We start from the raw sequence: 20966 nt of genomic DNA, 5'->3' as shown, positions 1-20966 counted from the left end.
AGGGCGGCCCCTCCCTCTCGCCAAAGAAGCGGGGCCGCCCTTGTCCACCAGCACCCTTCACAGGAACTGGAGACATCCAGCATGACCCATGACGCACAATCCGCGCTGTTACGTGCAGCGCTGGACGCCGCCGAACGCGGATGGCACGTCTTCCCCCTGCGCCCTGGCACCAAGCGCCCCGCCCTCCACGGCGAAGCCTCCTGCCCCGGCACCGGGCCCTGTACCCGCGGGCACCGCAAATGGGAGCAGCGCGCCACCACCGACCCCGACCGCATCCGCGCCACCTGGACGCACGGCCCGTTCAACGTCGGCATCGCTACCGGCCCCTCAGGGCTGCTGGTCGTCGACCTCGACGTGCCCAAGGACAAGGGCAGTTCGGACGCGCCTGACGGCGCGGCAACCTTCGGGGCGCTCTGCGAGCGCGCCGGCCACGCCGTCCCCGCCACCTACCGCACCCGGACCGCGAGCGGCGGGCAGCACCTGTACTTCACCGCCCCGACCGGCGTCCGCCTGACCAACACGGCCGGCACCGTAGGGCCGTTGGTCGACACCCGTGCATGGGGCGGATACGTCGTCGCCGCCGGATCCACCACCCCCGCCGGACCCTACGAAGCCCTGTGCGCCCCTGAGACGGCCCCACTGCCCCTCTGGATCCAAAGCATCCTGCAACCCGCCCCCCGGGCGTCTCAGCGCCCCTCGTGGCCCGTGACGACGCAATCCCGAACATACGCGGATGTAGCACTCGCCAACGAGACGCGGAACGTGGCTATGGCCCAACACGGGGCGCGGGAAGCGACGTTGTTCCGAGCCGCCCGCGCCGTGGGGCGGTTCGTCGCGTGGGGCGACCTCCCCCGCCACACAGTCGAGCAGGCTCTTCAGGAGGCGGGTGAGGCGGCCGGGCTGTCCGCGTCCGAGTGCCGCTCCACCCTGCGCAGCGCCCTGGACTGGTCCATCGCCCACAACCAGCGCAGGGGGAATGCGGCATGAGCACCCCTCCACGCCCCCTCCTGAAGAGCATCACCCCCACTCCCACCGGGCCGGACGCCGCTACACAGCCTGTGGACGCGACGGCGGTAGGCAATCCGAAGGGCGTCGCCGAAGGCGTCCCCATTGCTGTTCGCTCTGACCCGCGCCATGGCGACGGCCGGTACCCCGTGGCGTGGCTGCGCATCAGCGCCCCGGCCCGGTACGGCGCGACGCCCACGGCCGCGTCGCGGTGCCTGTGCGGGTGGGACCGCCGCGCCGTCGGTCAGGCCCGCGTGCTCGCCCTGATCGAGGCGCACACCGCCCACCGAGACCTCTGTCCGTTGCGCAACCCCCAGGAAGGCAGGGCCGCCGCGTGATGGACACCCGCACCACCGACACCGAGGAACTGCCCGCACCTTCCAACCCCCTGGCCGTCGCCCGCCGCCTCCTGCCCGACTGGCAGAACGAGGACGGCAGGCTCGTATGCCGGCGCTGGCGCGCCTCCTGGATGCGCTGGACCGGCACTTGCTGGCGCGAGCTGGACGAAGCGCAGGTGCGCAAGGCCATGTACGAGCGGCTTGAGCACACCGTCTACAGCGCCCCCGGCAAGGACGGCCAGCCCGAACAGCGCGACTGGGCCCCGACGAAGCAGAAGATCAGCAACCTTCTCGACGCCCTCGGAGCGCTCACCCTCCTGCCCACCGACACCGACGCCCCCATCTGGCTCGACACCGACGCCGAGCAGGACGACGGAACCATCGTGGCCTGTGAAAACGGGCTCCTCAGGATCCGTGAGCGGACACTGCTGCCACACGGGCCGGGGTTCTTCAACCTCGTCTCCGTCCCCTTCGCCTACGACCCCGCCGCGACCGCACCGACCTGGGAACGCTTCCTGGCGCAGATCTGGCCCGACGACCCCGACGCCATCGCGGCCCTACAGGAATGGTTCGGCTACGTGCTGTCCGGCCGCACCGACCAGCAAAAGATCCTGCTCATCGTCGGACCCTCCCGGTCCGGCAAAGGCACCATCGCACGCGTCCTCAAAGAGCTGGTCGGAAAGGAGAACCTCGCCGGACCCACCCTCGCCGGCCTAGGCACGAACTTCGGACTGGCCACCCTGGTCGGCAAGCCGCTCGCCGTCATCTCCGACGCCCGTCTGTCCGGCAACGACAGCAGCCAAGTCGTCGAACGGCTGCTCACCATCTCCGGTGAGGACACCATCGACGTCGACCGCAAATACCGCCAACAGTGGACCGGCCGACTGCCCACCCGCCTGATGCTGCTGTCCAACGAACTGCCGCACTTCGGCGACTCCTCCGGCGTGATCGCCAAGCGGTTCGTCCTGCTGAACATGCGGGTCTCGTGGCTGGGCAAGGAAGACACCACCCTCACCGACCGCCTCGCCGCCGAGATGCCCGGAATCCTCAACTGGGCCCTCGACGGCCTCGCCCGACTCCAGCGCACCGGCCGGATCACGGAACCGAAGTCGAGCCGTGAAGCAGTCACGACCATGCAGGACACCGCCTCACCCACCAGCGCGTTCGTCCGCGAACGCTGCGCCACTGGACCCACGTGCAGCGTGCCCGTGGACACCCTGTGGAACGTCTGGCGCGAGTGGGCCGAAGACAACGGCGTACGCCCCGGCACCAAGCAGATCTTCGGCCGCAACCTCCTCTCCGTCGTCCCCCAGCTCAACCGCTCCCGGCCCCGCGACGCGTACGGCCGGCAAGTGGTCACCTACACCGGGATCACGGTCAACGTGTCCGAACCACATTTGCCTGAGTCGCGACTCATCGCGTCTCAGCGCGACTCAAGACCCCTCTGAGAGCCGCTGAGTGCCGATGAGTCGCGACTCACAGGAATGTGCATCCAACTTTCGGAGGACGCAGTGACACACCCGCTCCTTCAAGAGACCGGCCCCCGCGCCGCACTGCGCAACGGCCTCCCCGACCGGTATCTCAACCCCGACGACGTAGCCGAGATCTTCGACGTGCCAGTCGAGACCGTCTACCAGTGGCGCAAGAAGCGCACCGGGCCGCCTGGGTTCCGCATCGGCAAACACGTGCGCTACGACCCCGCCGACGTACGCGCGTACGTCGACCAGCGCAAAGCCGAGGACGCGGCAGCAGCGTAGGCCCGCCTCCACCACCCCACCGAGCAGGGAGAGCCGCGCACACGGCTCTCCCTGCTGCATGTCGACGAGAGGACAACTGCCACATGGCAGGCCACATCCAAGACCGATGGTTCAAAACCGTCTCCGGTCCCGACGGTCGCCCCCTCAGGTCCCAAACCAACCGCCATGGAACGGGTCTGCGGTATCGGGCCCGGTACGTCGGTCCGGACGGCACCGAGAAGAGCAAATCGTTCCGCGACAAGGAACTACGACTCGCCAAGCAATGGCTTGCGCAGGTCGAAGCAGACATGACCCGCGGTCAGTACATCGACCCCCGCGCCTCCCGGATCACGTTCCGGCAGTACGCAGAACGGTGGGTGCGGACGCATACGGGCGAGATCAACAGCCGTGAGGCTGCGGAACGTCGGCTCCGTCTGCACGCCTACCCGCACATCGGGTCGCGCCCTCTCGGCTCGTTCAAGCCCGAGCACATCCGGGCCTGGATCGCCGACTTGGAGGCCACGGTGCCGGCCGAGTCTCACCGCCGCATCATCGTCGGCACCGTCTCAGCGGCCCTGAGCGCGGCGGTCGACGACGGGCTGCTGAGCAAGAACCCCTGCCGCGCCCGCACGGTGCAGCTCCCGAAGCCCGGAAGGCCCCACGTGACGCCCTGGACGACCGCGCAGGTCTTCGGGGTGCGGGATGCCCTCGACCGCCGCCTACGGGCCGCTGTGGACGTCGGGGCGGGGTGCGGACTGCGCCAAGGCGAGATCTTCGGACTGTCCGTCGATGAACTCGACTACGAGCGCGGTTGGCTGCACGTCGGCCACCAACTCAAGCGCATCCGCGGTAAGTACGTGTTCGCGCTGCCGAAGGGTGGCAAGGTCCGGGACGTGCCGCTTCCCCAAGCTGTGGCGACGGCGCTTCGGGACCACGTGAAGGCGTTCCCTTCGGTCGACGTCACGCTTCCCTGGCGCACGCCGGACGGCCCCCTCGTGACGAAACGGCTCGTGTTCAGCGGTGTCGAGGGCCGGCACGTGCGCGTGAGTCACGTCAATGACCACCACTGGAAGCCCGCTTTGGCTGCTGCCGGCGTCATCCCTCAGGCAGAAGCCGGCGAGCGGTACGCGTCGGCGCGGGAGCACGGCATGCACGCTCTCAGGCACTTCTACGCCTCCGTACTGCTGGACGCGGGCGAGAGCATCCGGGCCCTGAGTTCGTACCTCGGTCACGCCGATCCTGGGTTCACGCTGCGGACGTACACGCACCTGATGCCGAGCAGCGAGGGGCGAACCCGGAAGGCGGTCGACAGGCTCTATCTGGCGTCCGATCCACAAGATCACGGCCCAGAGACGGCCCAGGCTGCCTGAGACGGCCCCGACGAGCGACAAAGGCGCTGGTCGGAACCGTTTCGGGCCGGATCACGCACACTTCATCTACTTCTGGCCCCTGTACACGGGCCAGGCGATCCCCATCGACTCCTGGCGCTCCCGGATGTGGCTGGACACCTGGGTCTAGCAGGGCAGACACGCGACGATGACCACGACGGGCACTCCGCCGTCGTAGTCGTTGTCGGTCGTCGCACGACCCCCGGGACTCACGCAGCCACACCGGCCTCACGGCTCGCAGGCTGACCGGGTAATGAGGTCATGCCGGACACGATGGCGGCGAGCCGACCCGACCGCACCGGGCACAGGATGTCGGGTCCGGCACAGTGGGACTTCCCTAGCGTGGAGAGCAGTTGAGGGAAGGACGGCCAGGAGTGCTGGAGCGCCTGAATCAGGCCATGGACTACATCGAGGACCACCTCGACGAGCCCATCGACGCGGCTGAGCTGGCCCGTATCGCCATGACGTCGGAGTACCACTTCCGGCGGATGTTCTCCGCGCTGGCGGGCATCCCGCTCTCCGAGTACATCCGCCGCCGGCGGCTGACGCTCTCCGGGGCCGAAGTGCTCGCCGGGGAGCGGACGCTGCTCGATGTCGCGGTGCGGTACGGGTACAGCTCGGGCGAGGCCTTCGCGCGTGCCTTTCGCGCCGTGCACGGGGTCGGCCCCGGCGAGGCGCGGCGGACGGGCGCGGCGCTGCACTCCCAGCCGCGGATGTCCTTCCGGCTGATCGTCGAAGGGAGCGGCAGCATGCGGTACCGGGTGGTGGAGAGGGACGGGTTCAGGCTCGTCGGCAGGGGGACACGGGTCCCGCTGGTCTACGAGGGCATGAACCCGGCCATCGTGGAGTTCGTCAGGAGCATCGGCAAGGAGACGCTGGGGCGCTGGAAGGAGTACGCGGGCGGGGAGCCCGGCGGTGTCGTGGCCGCCGTCAGCAACCATTCCGCGGACGATGCGGAGGGCACCGAGATCGACTACTTCCACGGGGTGGTGAGCGACGCGGAGGTGCCCGGCGCTTCGGACAGCCTTGACGTCGAGCCGGGGACGTGGGCGGTGTTCGAGTCCTCGGGCCCGTTCCCGCTGGCGGTGCAGTACCTCTGGCGGGACGTGTACACGCAGTGGTTCCCGTCGAACCCGTACCGGAGCCGGCCGGGTCCGTCGCTCTCGCGCACGCGGGTGTCCGAGGACGGCACGCACGCGGACGCGGAGGTGTGGATTCCGGTGGAGCGAGTCGGCGGCTGAACCCCGACGCCGGCCACGGCTTGCCGAGTCGCCCGCCGTATTCGTGCAGCCGCTTGTTCGGCTTACGCCCCCGCGAATGATCGAGGTACGGCAGAACGGTCTCCTGTCCGGCGCTGGTGCCCCGGTCGGAGCGGTGCATCATCCACAGAGAACTGGGTTTGATCCATGTCAAGCCGCGTTCACAGCTGACCCGGCGGGTAGCCGTGTCGTCCTCTTTCACTCGTTCGAGCGGTGCATGAGTGGCCTCCGCCGCTGGGCAGCCGTTCATCTGCGGCCCATCACGCCTGTACTCCGAAGCATGTTCCCGTTGGGCCGTCCGGCCCATTGCCCAGGCGAGTCCGGATGCCCAGAACCCTGCGGGGCGTTTCGCTGGTCTTTGGCGGTCAGCGGACAAAAGATGGGTGGACAGATCGTGAGAATCACAGCGATCCCGATGTCCGGTGGGAGTGCGCTCGCTGCGCCCATCGATCTGAACGGGACCGGGCGCTATGTGCACTGGGGTGTCATCCAGTTGTCCGTCGCGAACCTCGTGGTCATCGGCTTGATGGTGGTTGTCTTCGTGGCTGCCCTGCTGTTGCCCTTCCCCAGAGGCCGCAGATGAGCGGCCGGAGTGAGGGCGGCGCGACAGCGGAGCCGTACGAGAGCGTGTCCGCCGGGAGAGGCTGGACCGGAGCGGTCCGGCGGAGGGCGGTCACGGCTCTGCCCCCGGACAAGTTGCTGCCGGACACCCAGCCGGCGTACATGGCCTCGTGGATCTACGTCTTCGGCGTGCTCACCGTCGCCTCGCTGATCGTGGTGCTCGCCACCGGCGGGGTGCTCGCGTTGAAGGGGCCCGCGTGGTGGCACGTCTCCGCGACCGGGAAGTACGTGAACAGCCTGCACCTGTGGAGTGTCGAGCTGTTCATGTTCTTCATGGTCATCCACCTGTGGGGCAAGTTCTTCATGGCCGCCTGGCGCGGCCGGCGGGCGCTGACATGGGTCACCGGCGCGGTGTGCTTCCTCGCCTCGATCGGCACGGCCTTCACCGGCTACCTGGTCCAGCAGAACTTCGATTCGCAGTGGATCGCGGGGCAGGCCAAGGACGGGCTCAACTCGGTCGGTATCGGCGCGTTCTTCAATGTGCTGGACTTCGGGCAGATGCTGATGTGGCACATCGTGCTGCTCCCGTTCGTCCTCGGTCTGCTCACCGCCTGGCACATCCTGCTGGTCCGGTTGCGTGGAATCGTGCCGCCCATCGGGGCGACGGTTCCCGCAGAGAGCAGCGCGGTCTCGCCCTCGCCGGGGGGAACCGCGTAATGAGCCGACGACACGGGAAGTCCTCAGTGCCTGACCCAGCCGCGTTCCCCACCCGGCCGTACGACCTGGTCAAGGAGTTCACGGTCGCCTTGGTGGTGGTGGGGCTCCTCACCGTTGTTCTGGCCGCCGTCTTCTCGTCACCCGACGTCAAGCCGGTGACCCTGGCCTCGTGGTCGCGGGCAGCCGGCACGGACTTCACGGCAACGGCCGTGGCGGAACTCGGCGGCACCAGCGGAACGGCTGAGTACGGGCCGCCGTACAACCACACGCCCGGTGCGGCGCAGAAACTCGGCCCGGTAGGGCTGCAGAGCGCCGCAGGAGTCCGCATCCCGGTGGACACCGCCGAGGACTTCGTGCTTCGCCCCCTGACCAACGCTCCTGAACCGCCTGCCGTCAGAAGGGCCCTCGCGACCTGGGCCGCAGCTCCGGCCTCCCGGCAACAGGCATGGACCAAGGCCTACTCCGACGCACTGGCCAAGTCGCCCGGCGGCAACCCCGTCAAGGTCGCCGAAGGCGACTACGGCCCGGTGCCCGTCCTCACCGCGCGCCTTCTCGACCTGGCCGAATCGGGCTCCCTGGACGGGCAGTTGCAGGCCGACGGCAAGTTCTACCAGACGGATTACACCCTCCCTCTGCTCTTCCTCTCCGACGGCGCCCACCTGGAATCGCTGGCCCGTGCCGAGCACCTGGGCGGCGACCAGTGGGGCATGATGAACGAGACCGGAAACTACCCGGGCCAGGCGTGGCTGTGGCTCTACACGTTCTGGTACCAGATCGAACCGTTCAAGTCGTCCGGCAACGCTGACGCCCTGATCTGGGGCCTGATGGCCCTGCTCAGCCTGGGGCTGATGCTGATCCCCTTCATCCCGGGCGTGCGGTCCATCCCGCGCTGGACACGAGTGCACCGCTTGATCTGGCGCTCGTACCACCGTGATCAGGACGGTGCGGTGAGGCCCAAGGGGTCGGGAGGCTGAGGGTCGACCGCGAGGCACGTTGCCGTGACTCCTCCCCCTCGTGAACGAGGGGGTTCTCGCCGCTTTCTTGGCGTGCGGGATCGTCAGGCCCCCAATCCGGCATCCCGGAGGGGACCCTCGGGTACGGCACCGGCGCGTGGAGTCGCATCGGCGGCCGGAGTTCATGTACGTGGCCGGATACGCGGGGCTAACGATTGCGGAAACTGATGCACCGCAGGCCGGCCTTTGCGCTTACTGTGAGCCGGAGAAGAGCTTTCTGAACGCGTTCAGAAAACGCGGGCCGGGAAAGCCGCAACGGGGAGGGGTTCACAGATGCGCAAGGGGGCCAAGGCGGCCGTGATCGGCTCGGTCTTCGCCGTGATGGTGGGCGGGGCCGGGTACGGGGCCTTCAACATCGTGAACGCGCTGGACGGGGGCGGGGCCGCCGGGCCCGGGGACGGTGAACCGGCGGCCGTGAAGAGCGGGCCGCCGAGCGGGTCCGAGGTGAAGGACACCAGCGCCGCGTTCTTCGCGGCCTGGGCGAAGGGGCAGGCCTCCGTGGCCGCCGATCTCACCAACAACGCGGCCAGGGCCGAGCCGCTGCTCGCCTCCTACGGCGCCGCGCACATCACCGGAGTGAAGATCACGCCGGGCGCGGCGTCGGGCGCCGTCGTGCCCTACCGGGTCGAGGCGACGGTGTCGTTCGGGGGCAAGTCCAAGCCGCTCTCCTACGCGAGCCGGCTGACGGTCGTGCGGGGCGTGACGACCGGCAAGGCGCTGGTGGACTGGCAGCCGTCGGTCGTCCACCCGCAGCTGAAGAACATGGACGACACGCTCGTCACGGGCGCGTCGTCGGCGCCGCCGATCGAGGCGGTCGACCGCGACGGCAAGGTGCTGACCAAGGAGAAGTACCCCTCCCTGGGGCCGATCCTGGACCAGCTGCGCGCCAAGTACGGCGACAAGGCGGGCGGCAGGCCCGGCGTCGAGCTGACGGTCAGGCACGCGGCCCCGGGCTCGGCCGACACCGCGCTGCTGACCTTGGCCGAGGGCCGGCCCGGCAAGCTCCGCACCACGCTCAGCGCGGGGGTGCAGGCGGCCGCCGAGAAGGCGGTGCAGAAGTACGCCCAGTCCTCGGCGGTGGCGGTCAAGCCCAGCACCGGCGAGGTGCTGGCGGTCGCCAACAACCGCACCGACGGCTGGAACGCCGCCTTCCTGGGCGAGGTCGCGCCCGGCTCCACCATGAAGATCGTCAGCGCGGCCACCCTCATCGACAAGGGGCTCACCAGCGCGAACGGGCCCGCGCCGTGTCCGTCCTCGGCCGTCTCGGACAGCCAGACCTTCCACAACCTCAAGGGCATGAGGGCGAACGAGAACGCCACGCTCTCCGAGAGCTTCGCCCGCTCCTGCAACACGGCCTTCGTGAAGTTCGCGGACGACGTCCAGGACGGCTGGCTGAACGCCGAGGCCCGGGACAAGTTCGGGATCGGCCTCGACTGGAAGACCGGCATCCCCTCCTTCGACGGCTCGGTGCCGGTCTCCACCGGCCCGGACACCGCGGCCGGCCTGATCGGCCAGGGCCAGGTGCAGATGAACCCGCTGAACATGGCGTCGGTGACGGCGACCGCGATGACGGGCACGTTCCGCCAGCCGGTGATCGTCCCGCTCAGCCTCGACGGCCGCGAACCGGCGCAGGCGCGCGGGCTGTCGCCGAGCACCGTGCAGCAGCTGCGCTCGATGATGAACCGCACCGCGACCAGCGGCACCGCGGCCGACGTGATGGCCGGGCTCAGCGGCCGGATCGGCGCGAAGACCGGCTCCGCCGAGGTCGACGGGCGGGCCAGGTCCGACAGTTGGTTCACCGGTTACCGCGACGACGTCGCGGCGGCGGCGATGACCCAGGACGGCGGCCACGGCGTCGACGCGTCCGGCCCGCTCGTGGCGGAGGTGCTGCGGGCCGGCTGAACACCGCCGCACACGCGGGGCCTCAAGGGACGGGCGGGGGCCGGGCGGGGCCGGACAAGGGCGGGCGTCCGGTCGGGCGGCGGCGAAATCGGCGGACGGAAGCGAGCCTTGCGGGGTGGCTGACGTCACACGTGACGTCGCGTCCCCCGTGGGGACTCTAGGGTGGTAGCCGTCATTGGGGTCAACGAGGGCAACGAGGGCGCTGGGGCTGGGGGGAGAGCCCCTGGGGATCCGGAGGATCTGGCAGTGGGCAAGAGAAGGCGCGTCGAAGAACGAGGCAACAAGCGGCGTCCCGCCGTGGTCGGCGGGATGATCGCCGTCGTGGTCGGCGGCGCCGGGCTCGGCGTCTACGCGCTGTACGGCGGAGCGGCGGCCGACGACGGCTCGGCCGCGGCGGCCAACGGCAAGCAGGTGCCGCGGGTCCGGGCCGACGCGCCGTCGGCCACCGAGGCGAAGGCCCTGGCGGCCCGGTTCCTGACGGCATGGCAGAAGGGCGAGGCGGCCCGGGCGGCGGCCGTCACCGACGACTCGGCGGCCGCCACCGCCCTGCTGACCGGCTACACCAAGGACGCCCACATCACGGACGTCACCCTCACCGCGGGCAAGGCCGCCGGCGTCAGGGTCCCGTTCTCCGTGAAGGCCACGGTGAAGTACAAGGACATCGGCAAGCCGCTGGCGTACGACAGCGCGCTCACCGTGGTGCGCAACCCGAAGAACGGCAAGGCGCAGGTCGACTGGCACGCGTCCGTCGTCCACCCCGACCTCCAGGACGGCGACACGCTCGTCACCGGCGACTCCGGCACCCCGCCGGTCAAGGCCGTCGACCGCGACGGCGGCGAGCTGACGGCCGCGAAGTACCCCTCGCTGGGCACGGTGCTGGACGGGCTGCGGGAGAAGTACGGCAAGAAGGCCGGCGGCAAGGCGGGCGTGGAGCTCCAGGTGGTCCGCGGAAAGGCGTCGAAGGCGAAGAAGGCCTCCGACAAGACGCTGCTGGAGCTCAGCGAGGGCACCCCCGGCACCGTGCGGACGACGCTGAACCCGGCCCTCCAGGCCGCCGCAGAACGGCAGGTGGCGAAGACGGCGCGCTCGTCGGTGGTGGTGCTGCGGCCCTCGACGGGCGAGATACTCGCGGTGGCCAACGCGAGCCGCGGCTTCAACACGGCGTTCAACGGCTCGCTCGCGCCCGGCTCCACGATGAAGGTCATCACGTCGTCGCTGCTCATAGACAAGGGGCTGGCGTCGGCGGGCAAGACCCACCCCTGCCCGAAGACGTTCACCTACGGCGGGTGGAAGTTCCACAACGACGACGACTTCGAGATCAAGGGCGGCTCGTTCAAGGCGAGCTTCGCGCGCTCGTGCAACACGGCCTTCATCAGCCAGGCCCCCGAGCTGAGCGACGACAGCCTGACCAAGCAGGCCCAGCAGGTGTTCGGCCTGTCGATGAACAACTGGGCGATCGGCGTCCCGTCCTTCGACGGCTCGGTGCCGGTGCAGTCCAAGGCGCAGATGGCGGCTTCCCTCATCGGGCAGGGCGGGGTGCGGATGAACCCGCTGAACATGGCGTCGGTCGCCGCCACCGTGAAGTCGGGCGCCTTCCACCAGCCGTACCTGGTCGCCCCGTCGGTGGACGGCCGCACGCTGGCGTCGGCCTCGCGCACGCTGTCGCCGTCCACTCTGTCGCAGTTGCGCGAGCTGATGAACTACACGGCCGCGGCCGGCACCGCCGCCGAGGCGATGTCCGGCCTGGGCCCCGACTACGGCGCCAAGACGGGTTCGGCCGAGGTCGACAACCAGGACAAGCCCAACGGCTGGTTCACCGCCTACCGCGGGGATCTGGCGGCCGCGGGCGTCGTCCAGGCGGGCGGCCACGGCGGCGACACGGCCGGCCCGATCGTGGCGTCCCTGCTGCGGATGGGCGGCTGAGAGCCCGGCTAGCGCGGGACGGGCTGCTGGGCCGTCGCCATGTAGGTGCGGCGCAGGAAGCGCAGCAGCGTCTTCGACTCGAACTGGACGACCGAGACGTCGTGCGCGGAGTGGAACTCGACCACGGTCTGCACGCGCCCGCACGGCCAGACCCGCACCTCGCCGGTGCCGGCCGGGGCGCGCAGGCCCTGTTCCAGGAGGGTGCGGGAGAACGTCCACTCCCGGCGGTCGGGCAGCCCGACGCGCACGGAGCGAGGTTGCTCCGGGTCGTAGCGCAGGACGACCGGCACGGCCGTGTCCTCCGCGACCCGGTCGCCGTCGGTGACGATGTGGGCTCGCGCGTACTGTTCGACTACAGACATCGACCGGCCCTCTCACGCAGCGTGACCTGTGCGGAAGTCATGCATCCGCTTCCTCTCCAATGTCGCATATTTTGCGGATTGCGCCCTCCCGGACCGACATATCTCATCTGTGCGATACACGGACCCGAGCAGACCCGAGGGGACCCGACCCCGGGCCGGCGGCGGGCGGCCGGTCTCTCGAACGGGACGCATTCCTCGCTCTTGCGAATGGTTCGCATTAAGCCACTATCATCATCGGGTGCACGTACCCGACGGATTCATCAACGCCCCGACGTCCGCCGTGACCGGAGTGGTCGCCGCCGGCGCCATCGCCGTCAGCCTGCGCGGCGCGCGCCGCGAGCTCGACGACCGGACCGCGCCGCTCGCCGGTCTCGTCGCGGCGTTCATCTTCGCCGTGCAGATGCTGAACTTCCCCGTCGCCGCGGGGACCAGCGGCCATCTGCTCGGCGGCGCGCTCGCCGCGATACTCGTGGGTCCCTTCACCGGGATCCTGTGCGTCTCCGTGGTCCTGCTGATGCAGGGCATCCTCTTCGCCGACGGCGGGCTCACCGCCCTCGGCGTGAACATCACCGACATGGCGATCGTGACGACGGTCGTGTCGTACGCGGTGTTCCGCGGCCTGGTGAAGGTGCTGCCCCGCGGCCGCCGCTCCCTCACGGCCGCCTCCTTCGTCGCCGCCCTGCTGTCCGTGCCCGCCGCCGCCGTGGCCTTCACGCTCGTCTACTGGATCGGCGGCACCACCGACGTGGCGATCGGCAAGGTGGCCGGCGCGATGATCGGCGTGCACGTCCTGATCGGCGTCGGCGAGGCCGCGATCACCGCGCTGACGGTGGGCGCCGTCGTCGCCGTCCGGCCGGACCTCGTGCACGGCGCGCGCGATCTGCGGCAGCGGCTCCGGCTGCGGGTGAACGGCGAACTCGTCGACGCCCCGGCGGACGACGGGACGCGCACGGCGCCCGTGGCCGCCCGCGCCTCGCGGCGCACGCTGTGGGTGACCGGCCTGGTCACCTCCCTCGTCCTGGCCGGCTTCGTCAGCTTCTATGCCTCCGCGAACCCCGACGGCCTGGAGAAAGTCGCCGCCGACCACGGCATCGACAAGAGGACGGAGAAGCACGCCTCCTCCGACTCCCCGCTCGCCGACTACGGCGTCAAGGACGTCGCCGACGCCCGCCTCTCGGGCGGCCTGGCGGGGGTGATCGGCGTCGGCACCACCGTCGTCGCGGGCAGCGCGGTGTTCTGGGCGGTGCGCCGACGCCGCACGGGCGACGTGGCCGCGGCCTCCACGAGCGGCGTCTGACGCCATGGGAGCGGGACACGCGCACCGGCTCTACCGGCACGGACACTCGCCCGTGCACGGCCTGCCGCCGCACACCAAGCTCGCCGCCGCCTTCGGGTTCGTGGTCGTCGTCGTGTCGACGCCGCGGGAGGCGATGTGGGCGTTCGGCCTGTACGCCGTCCTGCTCGCCGCCGTCGCGCACCGCGCGCGCGTGCCGGCCGGCTTCCTGCTGAAGCGGCTGCTGATCGAGGTGCCGTTCGTCGCGTTCGCCGTGCTCATGCCCTTCGTGGCCGAGGGCGAGCGGGTGGACGTCCTCGGACTCTCCCTCAGCGTCAACGGTCTGTGGGGCGCCTGGAACGTCCTCGCGAAGGGCACCCTGGGGGTCGCCGCCTCCGTCCTGCTGGCGTCCACCACGGAGCTGCGCGAGCTGCTGCTCGGCCTGCAACGGCTGCGGCTGCCCCCGCTGTTGGTGCAGATCGCCTCCTTCATGATCCGCTATGGCGACGTCATCACGGACGAGATGCGGCGCATGCGGGTCGCCCGGGAGTCGCGCGGCTTCGAGGCGCGGGGCGTGCGGCACTGGGGGGTGCTCGCGAAGTCGGCGGGCGCGCTGTTCATCCGCTCCTACGAGCGCGGGGAGCGCGTGCACCTGGCCATGATCAGCCGCGGCTACGCCGGCTCGATGCCGGTGATCGACGAGGCGACCGCGACCCGGGCGCAGTGGTCGTACGCACTGACCCTCCCGTTCGCCGCCCTCGTCGTCTGCATGCTGGGATGGACCCTGTGACTGACCCTGTGACCGACGTTTCCCTGGACGTCTCCGGCCTCGCCTTCGCCTATCCCGACGGCCACCAGGCCCTGTTCGGCGTGGACTTCACCGTCGCGCGCGGCGAACGGGTCGCGCTGCTCGGGCCGAACGGCGCCGGCAAGACGACCCTGGTGCTGCATCTCAACGGCATCCTGAGCGGTGGGGCCGGCACGGTGACGGTGGCCGGGCTGCCGGTCGGCCGGCAGCACATGGCCGAGATCCGGCGCAGGGTCGGCATCGTCTTCCAGGACCCGGACGACCAGCTGTTCATGCCGACCGTGCGCGAGGACGTGGCGTTCGGACCGGCGGCGGCCGGGCTGAAGGGGGCCGCCCTGGAGGCGCGCGTCGACCACGCCCTCGCACAGGTGGGCATGGCCGAGTTCAAGGACCGTCCGCCGCACCATCTCTCCTTCGGCCAGCGGCGGCGCGTGGCGGTCGCGACGGTGCTCGCGATGGAGCCCGAGATCCTCGTCCTGGACGAGCCGTCCTCCAACCTCGACCCGGCCTCTCGCCGCGAACTGGCCGACATCCTGAGGTCGTTGGACGTCACGGTGCTCATGGTCACGCACGACCTGCCGTACGCCCTCGAGCTGTGCCCGCGCGCCCTGATCCTCAGCGAGGGCGTGATCGCGGCGGACGGCAGGACCGGCGACCTGCTCGCCGACGAGGCTCTCATGAGCGCGCACCGGCTGGAGCTGCCCTTCGGGTTCGACCCGCGCTCCGTGACACTGGGCGCGTGACGAACGGCGGACCCACCGCCGATGACTCGCGCTCCTCGGCGAGCACCTTGCCCCGCGCTCTGCTCACGTCCGGGTAACGATCGTTCTCGGCCGGCGGGGCGAAGGAATCGCAGGCTTGCCGGGGGCGTTCCCCGAGGAGTCGAAGGAGATCTCCGAGAGGACGTGCGGGCGTGGACGTGAACGGTGCGGTGGCCGAGGGCTTCGAGCCGGTCCGGGAGGCGTTCGTCCGCAACTTCGAGACGCTCGGGGACCGGGGCGCGGCGGTGGCCGTCTACCGGGACGGGCACAAGGTCGTCGACCTGTGGGGCGGCGCGCGGGACGTGGACGGCGAGGCCGGGACGGCCCCCTGGGAACAGGGCACCGCCCAGATCGTGCGGTCGGCGACCAAGGGCGTCGTCGCCGCCGGCCTCCTGCTGCTGCACCAGCGCGGCGAGCTGGACCTGGACGCGCCGGTCGGGTCGTACTGGCCGGAGTACAAGGCGGCCGGCAAGGAACGCACGCTCGTACGGCATCTGCTCGCGCACCGCGCCGGTGTGCCGGTGCTGGACCGGCCGCTGACCCCCGCCGAGGCCGCCGACCCCGATCTCGGCGCGGCGGCGGTCGCGGCGCAGACGCCCGTCTGGGAGCCGGGCGCCGACCACGGCTACCACGCGCAGACGTACAGCTGGCTGACCGGCGAGCTGGTGCGGCGGATCACCGGGCGGCCCGTCGGGGAGTGGATCGCCGACGAGATCGCCGGGCCGGTCGGGGCCGCCCTGTGGCTCGGGCTGCCGGCGGCGCAGCGCGCGCGGGTGGGGCGCGTGGGGCAGGTGGAGGCGCCGGCGCAGAGCGGCGCGCTCAAGACCCGGCCCAAGCCCGCCGTGGCCGCCGCCTACGCCGACCCGCACTCGCTCACCCGCCGTGCCTTCGCCGCGATCACCCCGCTGCCCGACGAGAACGACCCCGCCTACCGGGCCGCGGCCCTGCCCGCCTCCAACGGCATCGCCACCGCCGACGGCCTGGCCCGCTTCTACGCCTCGCTGATCGGTGAGGTCGACGGCGGGACACGGCTGCTGCGGCCCGAGACGACGGCGCTCGCGCGCGGCGAGCAGTCGTCCGGCCCGGACCGGGTGCTCGTGGTGAACACCCGCTTCGGCCTCGGCCACATGCTGCACAGCGCCGCGTCCCCCCTGCTCTCCCCCGCCTCCTTCGGCCACCCGGGCCGCGGCGGCGCCCTCGGCCTGGCCGACCCGGAGTCGGGGATCGCCTTCGGCTACGTCACCAACGGCTTCCGGACGAGCGTGACGGCGGACCCCCGCGCCCAGGCCCTGCTCCGTGCCCTGCGCACGGCGACGACCGCGCGCTGACACGCCCGACGCGGCCGTGCCGCCTGCCGCCGGCCGCCTACAGACGTCCGGGCCTCCGCGGCTAGACGTTGATCGAGTGGGACGTCCGCCCGGAGGCGTCGTCGATCTCCAGATGAGCCTTGGTCAGCAGCTGCATGGCGATCTCGTTGAGCGCGCGGGCGCCCGCGATCTCCTCCCCGACCCGGGGCTGGTTGGCGTCCACGGTGTGCCGTGAGGCATGTCCGTGCGCCCGGATCTCGGTCCCGTCCGGCAGACGCACCAGCGCGACCGCCCGTGTGTGCCGTTCGTCCTCCTCGAACTCCAACTCGACATGCCAGCCGACCGTGGTGTGCATGACGGCCATGACGATCACCTCCGAAGCTCCTGCTTCCAGAGTGCTCCTCCAGCCCGACACCCGCACCCACACCCACGCCCGCACGCTCCGCCCACGCACCCCGCCCGCCACTGAAGCGTGACGGGAGGGACGACGAAGCGCCCGGCCCCGGGGAGGGGTCGGGCGCTTCGCCTTCAGGCCGGGACGGCCCGGGTGGGGCTGTCAGTCACGGCCGCCGTGGTGACGGTCGTCGCGGTCGTGACGGCCGCCGTCGTGACGGTCGTCGCGGTCGTGCCGCCAGCCGCCGTGACGGCCGTGGCCCCAGGACTCGACGTCCACGACCCAGCGGCGGTCGTTGCGCAGGGTGGCGGTGTCGGAGTAGTTGTCCCACACCTCGCGGTGGCGGTCCTGGAACAGGTCGGAGCGGGTGTCGCGGCCCTCACCGGTGTGGACGCGGACGGTGGCGCGGGGCGCCAGCCGGTAGTGGCGGAAGGTGTAGGTCTCGCCGCGCTCGTCCGAGAGGGTCCACCCGTCCAGGTTGACCACGTGGCGGGTGGTGTTGGTCAGCTCGACCCACTCCCTGTTCAGCGAGCGGGCGGAGCGGTCGTTTCGGCCCGGTGCGTCGTACTGCACGGCACTGATCTCCACCTTCGGCCGGTCCTGGCGGGGGTGGTGGTCGGCCGCGGAGGCCGGCAGCGCCACCGTCCCGACGACGGCCGCGGCGATCGCGGCGGCGGCGAGACAGCGAGCGGAAACAGTGTTAACGGACACAAGGTCTCCTTGCGTGGTGCGGGTCACGGCCCGAATCGGCCGCATGGCCAAGACTCGACCACCGGCCGCCGTCAGCGCGCCTGATTGGCACCGCACGTTACGAACCGTCCACATTCCGGTGACAGTAGGCTTCCATGTCCATATATGTACTGAACGCTCCGAATCATTGGCAGCACTGCCCTGCGGGCCCCTGCCGCCGCCGGGCGTCACCCGAAAGTGGGTCACAGAGCGGACGAGGAAAAAGGAGGAAAAAGCAGGACGGACGAAGAAAAAGCCGGTGACGGCCCCGTGTCTCCACGGAACCCTCACCGGCGGTCTCTCTCAGGCGGTCTCGCGCCTCAGGCGCGCACCAGCTCCCGGTCGTCGTCCTTGGCGTCGCCGTCCTGGGCGCCGGCGGCCGTGCCCTGCGTCTTCAGGCTCTCGCCCTCGACGTCGACGTCGGGCAACACGCGGTCCAGCCACTTCGGCAGCCACCACGCCCTCTTGCCCAGCAGGGCCAGGACGGCCGGCACGATGGCCATGCGCACGATGAACGCGTCGAAGAAGACGGCGCTCGCGAGGCCGAAGCCGATCGTCTTGATGATCGCCTCGCTGGAGCTGATGAAGCCGCCGAAGACGGCCATCATGATGACCGCGGCGGCGGCCACCACCTTCGCGCTGTACCGGAAACCGGTCACCACGGCCTGACTCGGGCTCTCGCCGTGGACGTACGCCTCGCGCATCCGGGTCACGAGGAACACCTCGTAGTCCATCGCGAGGCCGAAGACCACGCCCACCATGAAGATCGGCGTCATCGACATGACCGGCCCGGTCTCCTCGACGCCGATCAGGCCGCCGAGCCAGCCCCACTGGAACACCGCGACGACGGCGCCGAGCGCGGCGAGCACGCTGAGCAGGAAGCCGAGGGCCGCCTTCAGCGGGACCAGGATCGAGCGGAAGACCACGATCAGCAGCAGGAAGGCCAGGCCGACGACCAGAGCGAGGTACGGGACGAGCGCGTCGTTGAGCTTCTGCGAGAAGTCGATGTTCATCGCGGTGGTGCCGGTGACGAGCACCTGCGCGCCCGTGCCGGACCGGATCCCGGCGCCCTGGTCGCGGATGGCGTGGACCAGGTCCTCCGTCTGCGCCGAGGAGGGCTTGGAGCCGGGTATCACGGTGATCGTCGCGGTGTCGCCGGCCTTGTTGAAGGCGGGCGGGGTCACCGTCACGACGCCCTTGAGACCCTTGATGCCGTCGGTCACCGAGGCGGCCGCCGCCTGCGGGTCGTCGCTCTTGCGGGCGTCGACCACGATCAGCAGCGGGCCGTTGAAGCCGGGGCCGAAGCCCTCCGAGAGCAGGTCGTAGGCCCGGCGCTGGGTGGTGGACGTCGGCTGTGAACCGTCGTCGGGCAGGCCCAGCTGCAACTGACCGGCCGGGACGGCGATCGCGCCCAGCCCGACCACGCCGAGCAGCAGCACGGCGGCCGGCCGCCGGACGACGAAGCTCGCCCAGCGCACGCCCAGGCCGGGCCTGGTCTGCCGGGAGGCGGCCGACGGGCCGGACGCCTCGGCCTCGGACCCGCGCGACCGGCGCTTCTCGCCCGTCGCCCGGACCTTCTTGCCGGCGAAACCGAGCAGCGCGGGAATCATGGTCAGCGCGATGAGGACGGCGACGACGACCGTGCCCGCCGCGGCGAGGCCCATCTTGGACAGCATCGGCACGCCGACGACCGAGAGGCCGGCGAGGGCGATCACGACCGTGAGACCGGCGAAGACGACCGCCGAGCCGGCGGTGCCGGTGGCACGTCCGACCGCTTCCTCGCGGTCGCGGCCCTCGGCCAGCTCGCTGCGGTAGCGGGAGACGATGAAGAGGGCGTAGTCGATGCCGACCGCGAGCCCGATCATCAGGGCGAGCGTGGAGGTGTTGTCGCCGAGGTCGAGCGCCTTGGCGAGGGCGGTGATGCCGGAGACGCCGATGCCGACGCCGACGATCGCCGTCAGCAGCGGCAGTCCGGCCGCGACGAGCGAGCCCAGGGTGACGACGAGGACGACCGCGGCGATGGCGAGGCCGATGATCTCGCCCGTCGCTCCCGGCTCGGCCCCGGCCTGCAGCGCGTCACCGCCGACGTCGACGGTGAGCCCGGCGGCCCGAGCGTCGTCCGCGGCCTTCTCCAGGGCGTCACGGGTCGCGTCGGCCAGCTCCATGCCGGGCGCGTCGTAGCGGACCGAGGCGTAGGCGACCGTCGCGTCCTTGCTCACGGCGCGCGTCGTGAACGGGTCGGCGACGGAGACGACCTCGGAGCCGCCGCTCAGGGCCTTGACGGTCCTGTCGACGGTCGCCCGGTTGGCGGCGTCCGTCATCTTCTGGCCCTTGGGGGCCTTGAAGACGATGCGCCCGGTCGCGCCGTCGGCGCTCGCCCCGGGGAAACGCTGTTCCAGCAGGTCGAAGGCCTTCTGAGCCTCGACGCCCGGAATGGAGAAGGAGGTGGCGCCCGGTGCGGGCGCGGTCGCGGCGCCGACTCCGGCGAGGGTCAGCAGGGCGACCCACATGAGGGCGATGAAGCCGCGTCGCCTGAAGGCGAATCGGCCGAGTTTGTAGAGGAACGTGGCCACGGAGGCGTACTCCCGGTCAGGTCGTGTGCGTGCAGGGCAGGGTTGACCAACCCGGCGCGAGGCAGGGGTGATCGGCCCGACGACGTGAGCGGTGACGTCAGGGTGGGCGGACCGTGGGGACGGTCAGGGGGTGGGTGCGCCGAGGGCGGGGAGGACCACGGCGTCGATGTACGAAAGGAGGAACGCCTGGGTCGGCGGCTGCTCGTCGAGCATGGTGCGGGCGGCGAACGCGCCGATCATCATGTGCGGCACGAACTGCAGCGCCGGGCAGTCCGCACGGACCTCGCCCCGGTCGACCGCTCGTTGCAGCACGCGGCCGAACTCCGCCATCTCCGGCTCGACGAGGTGCTCCTTGAAGGCCTTCAGCAGGTCCGGGTTACCGTGGACCGCCATGGCCAGACCCCTCATCAGCGCGGAGCTCTGCTCCATCTCGCAGTCGTCCGAACGCAGGGTGAGGGCGTGCAGGTCACCCCGGAGCGTTCCGGTGTCGACCTCGCCGACGGAGCCGCCCGGCTTGCCGTGGCGGACCGCCTTGGCCACCAGTTCGGCCTTGCCGCCCCACTGGCGGTAGAGCGTGGCCTTGCTGGACCGGGTGCGAGCGGCGACGGCGTCCATGGTGAGGGCGTCGTAGCCGACTTCGCGGAGCAGTTCGAGCACGGCTTCGTACAGCTCCGCCTCGCGCTCGGGGGTGATGCGGCTGCGACGCGCCGTTGCGAACTCAGTCATCCCGCTCCCCTTCCCCCTCCGACTCCGGACCGAACCGAGCCGGACCCGACACGGTTCCTCATGCGTACATCCCGAATCTAGCGCACTTCCTTGCGAAACGAAACCGTTTCGTACGTGCGCTGCCTCACGCGCGCCCGGTTCCGCACACATGTCATAAGTTGCCCGGGTCCATCCCCCGGAAAAGCATGGGG

Annotated in this window: 20 protein-coding genes and 1 pseudogene; 15 read left to right on the top strand and 6 right to left on the bottom strand. The window is 70.8% G+C overall.

Features of this window, described 5'->3' with window-relative positions:
- Nucleotides 1-81 precede the first annotated feature (81 nt).
- The 6 genes from IE239_RS13935 to IE239_RS13910 all read left to right on the top strand — a co-directional run bounded on the left by IE239_RS13935 (nt 82) and on the right by IE239_RS13910 (nt 5708).
- Nucleotides 82-987: a bifunctional DNA primase/polymerase gene (locus IE239_RS13935; RefSeq protein WP_190149596.1), complete on the top strand. Its 906-nt coding sequence runs from the start codon at nt 82-84 to the stop codon at nt 985-987.
- Nucleotides 984-1343 carry a hypothetical protein gene (locus tag IE239_RS42055; protein ID WP_229878085.1) on the top strand — a complete coding sequence of 120 codons (360 nt, stop codon included), beginning with the start codon at nt 984-986 and terminating at the stop codon, nt 1341-1343. The genes IE239_RS13935 and IE239_RS42055 overlap by 4 nt, the downstream gene beginning before the upstream one ends.
- Nucleotides 1343-2791, top strand: a complete 1449-nt coding sequence (locus IE239_RS13925) for a DNA primase family protein (protein WP_190149729.1) — start codon at nt 1343-1345, stop codon at nt 2789-2791. Before IE239_RS42055 ends, IE239_RS13925 begins: the two co-directional genes overlap by 1 nt.
- Before the next feature lie 36 nt (nt 2792-2827).
- A complete protein-coding gene (locus IE239_RS13920) occupies nt 2828-3100 on the top strand; it encodes a helix-turn-helix transcriptional regulator (protein ID WP_190149595.1) in 273 nt (90 codons plus the stop codon).
- Nucleotides 3101-3183: 83 nt separating this feature from the next.
- Complete coding sequence (locus IE239_RS13915; RefSeq protein WP_190149594.1) at nt 3184-4449, top strand: tyrosine-type recombinase/integrase; 1266 nt, start codon at nt 3184-3186, stop codon at nt 4447-4449.
- Between the two features lie 392 nt (nt 4450-4841).
- Entirely contained in the window at nt 4842-5708 is an 867-nt protein-coding gene (locus IE239_RS13910; RefSeq protein WP_190149593.1) for a helix-turn-helix domain-containing protein, read from the top strand.
- Between the two features lie 103 nt (nt 5709-5811).
- Here the strand turns inward: IE239_RS13910 and IE239_RS42960 are convergent.
- Nucleotides 5812-5976 (bottom strand): annotated as a pseudogene (locus IE239_RS42960) (DUF4291 family protein); the annotation flags it as partial.
- A gap of 129 nt (nt 5977-6105) precedes the next feature.
- Between IE239_RS42960 and IE239_RS13900 the strand changes: the two are divergent.
- From IE239_RS13900 to IE239_RS13880, 5 genes are all read left to right on the top strand, one after another.
- The gene (locus IE239_RS13900; protein WP_190149592.1) at nt 6106-6309 is read left to right on the top strand and encodes a hypothetical protein; all 204 of its coding nucleotides are present in this window, start codon (nt 6106-6108) and stop codon (nt 6307-6309) included.
- Complete coding sequence (locus IE239_RS13895) at nt 6306-7004, top strand: cytochrome b N-terminal domain-containing protein (protein ID WP_190149591.1); 699 nt, start codon at nt 6306-6308, stop codon at nt 7002-7004. The genes IE239_RS13900 and IE239_RS13895 overlap by 4 nt, the downstream gene beginning before the upstream one ends.
- 26 nt (nt 7005-7030) lie before the next feature.
- Entirely contained in the window at nt 7031-7978 is a 948-nt protein-coding gene (locus IE239_RS13890) for a hypothetical protein (protein WP_229878084.1), read from the top strand.
- Nucleotides 7979-8290: 312 nt separating this feature from the next.
- A complete protein-coding gene (locus tag IE239_RS13885) occupies nt 8291-9919 on the top strand; it encodes a penicillin-binding transpeptidase domain-containing protein (protein ID WP_190149589.1) in 1629 nt (542 codons plus the stop codon).
- 246 nt (nt 9920-10165) lie between these two features.
- Nucleotides 10166-11842, top strand: coding sequence for a penicillin-binding transpeptidase domain-containing protein (locus tag IE239_RS13880; RefSeq protein WP_190149588.1), 1677 nt, complete (start codon nt 10166-10168; stop codon nt 11840-11842).
- A gap of 8 nt (nt 11843-11850) precedes the next feature.
- Here the strand turns inward: IE239_RS13880 and IE239_RS13875 are convergent, their stop codons facing one another.
- The gene (locus IE239_RS13875) at nt 11851-12204 is read right to left on the bottom strand and encodes an SsgA family sporulation/cell division regulator (RefSeq protein WP_190149587.1); all 354 of its coding nucleotides are present in this window, start codon (nt 12202-12204) and stop codon (nt 11851-11853) included.
- Between the two features lie 238 nt (nt 12205-12442).
- On the opposite strand from IE239_RS13875, the gene IE239_RS13870 reads away from it, so the two are divergent.
- The 4 genes from IE239_RS13870 (at nt 12443) to IE239_RS13855 (ending at nt 16374) form a co-directional block, all read left to right on the top strand.
- Nucleotides 12443-13501, top strand: coding sequence for an energy-coupling factor ABC transporter permease (locus IE239_RS13870; protein ID WP_190149586.1), 1059 nt, complete (start codon nt 12443-12445; stop codon nt 13499-13501).
- 4 nt (nt 13502-13505) lie between these two features.
- Nucleotides 13506-14267 carry a cobalt ECF transporter T component CbiQ gene (gene cbiQ / locus IE239_RS13865; RefSeq protein WP_190149585.1) on the top strand — a complete coding sequence of 254 codons (762 nt, stop codon included), beginning with the start codon at nt 13506-13508 and terminating at the stop codon, nt 14265-14267.
- Complete coding sequence (locus tag IE239_RS13860) at nt 14255-15028, top strand: energy-coupling factor ABC transporter ATP-binding protein (protein WP_190149584.1); 774 nt, start codon at nt 14255-14257, stop codon at nt 15026-15028. The genes cbiQ and IE239_RS13860 overlap by 13 nt, the downstream gene beginning before the upstream one ends.
- 170 nt (nt 15029-15198) lie before the next feature.
- Nucleotides 15199-16374 (top strand): serine hydrolase domain-containing protein, encoded by a 1176-nt coding sequence (locus IE239_RS13855; RefSeq protein WP_190149583.1) that lies wholly within the window; start codon nt 15199-15201, stop codon nt 16372-16374.
- 61 nt (nt 16375-16435) lie between these two features.
- Here the strand turns inward: IE239_RS13855 and IE239_RS13850 are convergent, their stop codons facing one another.
- The 4 genes from IE239_RS13850 to IE239_RS13835 all read right to left on the bottom strand — a co-directional run bounded on the left by IE239_RS13850 (nt 16436) and on the right by IE239_RS13835 (nt 20775).
- On the bottom strand, nt 16436-16717 hold the full coding sequence (locus IE239_RS13850) for a DUF1876 domain-containing protein (RefSeq protein WP_229878083.1): 282 nt from the start codon (nt 16715-16717) through the stop codon (nt 16436-16438).
- 192 nt (nt 16718-16909) lie between these two features.
- Nucleotides 16910-17503 (bottom strand): lamin tail domain-containing protein, encoded by a 594-nt coding sequence (locus IE239_RS13845; protein WP_190149582.1) that lies wholly within the window; start codon nt 17501-17503, stop codon nt 16910-16912.
- A gap of 293 nt (nt 17504-17796) precedes the next feature.
- Nucleotides 17797-20049, bottom strand: a complete 2253-nt coding sequence (locus IE239_RS13840) for an MMPL family transporter (RefSeq protein ID WP_190149581.1) — start codon at nt 20047-20049, stop codon at nt 17797-17799.
- 123 nt (nt 20050-20172) lie between these two features.
- On the bottom strand, nt 20173-20775 hold the full coding sequence (locus tag IE239_RS13835; RefSeq protein ID WP_190149580.1) for a TetR/AcrR family transcriptional regulator: 603 nt from the start codon (nt 20773-20775) through the stop codon (nt 20173-20175).
- Nucleotides 20776-20966 lie beyond the last annotated feature (191 nt).

The organism is Streptomyces humidus (assembly GCF_014649655.1).
GTDB classification, from domain to species: domain Bacteria; phylum Actinomycetota; class Actinomycetes; order Streptomycetales; family Streptomycetaceae; genus Streptomyces; species Streptomyces humidus.
This window is presented reverse-complemented; position numbering and strand designations above follow the sequence as displayed.

Coding starts and splice junctions, on each gene's coding strand:
- IE239_RS13935 (WP_190149596.1), top strand. CDS start 82: ATGACCCATGACGCACAATCCGCGCTGTTACGTGCAGCGCTGGACGCC.
- IE239_RS42055 (WP_229878085.1), top strand. CDS start 984: ATGAGCACCCCTCCACGCCCCCTCCTGAAGAGCATCACCCCCACTCCC.
- IE239_RS13925 (WP_190149729.1), top strand. CDS start 1,343: ATGGACACCCGCACCACCGACACCGAGGAACTGCCCGCACCTTCCAAC.
- IE239_RS13920 (WP_190149595.1), top strand. CDS start 2,828: ATGTGCATCCAACTTTCGGAGGACGCAGTGACACACCCGCTCCTTCAA.
- IE239_RS13915 (WP_190149594.1), top strand. CDS start 3,184: ATGGCAGGCCACATCCAAGACCGATGGTTCAAAACCGTCTCCGGTCCC.
- IE239_RS13900 (WP_190149592.1), top strand. CDS start 6,106: ATGGGTGGACAGATCGTGAGAATCACAGCGATCCCGATGTCCGGTGGG.
- IE239_RS13895 (WP_190149591.1), top strand. CDS start 6,306: ATGAGCGGCCGGAGTGAGGGCGGCGCGACAGCGGAGCCGTACGAGAGC.
- IE239_RS13885 (WP_190149589.1), top strand. CDS start 8,291: ATGCGCAAGGGGGCCAAGGCGGCCGTGATCGGCTCGGTCTTCGCCGTG.
- IE239_RS13875 (WP_190149587.1), bottom strand. CDS start 12,204: ATGTCTGTAGTCGAACAGTACGCGCGAGCCCACATCGTCACCGACGGC.
- cbiQ (WP_190149585.1), top strand. CDS start 13,506: ATGGGAGCGGGACACGCGCACCGGCTCTACCGGCACGGACACTCGCCC.
- IE239_RS13860 (WP_190149584.1), top strand. CDS start 14,255: ATGGACCCTGTGACTGACCCTGTGACCGACGTTTCCCTGGACGTCTCC.
- IE239_RS13850 (WP_229878083.1), bottom strand. CDS start 16,717: ATGGCCGTCATGCACACCACGGTCGGCTGGCATGTCGAGTTGGAGTTC.
- IE239_RS13845 (WP_190149582.1), bottom strand. CDS start 17,503: ATGCGGCCGATTCGGGCCGTGACCCGCACCACGCAAGGAGACCTTGTG.
- IE239_RS13835 (WP_190149580.1), bottom strand. CDS start 20,775: ATGACTGAGTTCGCAACGGCGCGTCGCAGCCGCATCACCCCCGAGCGC.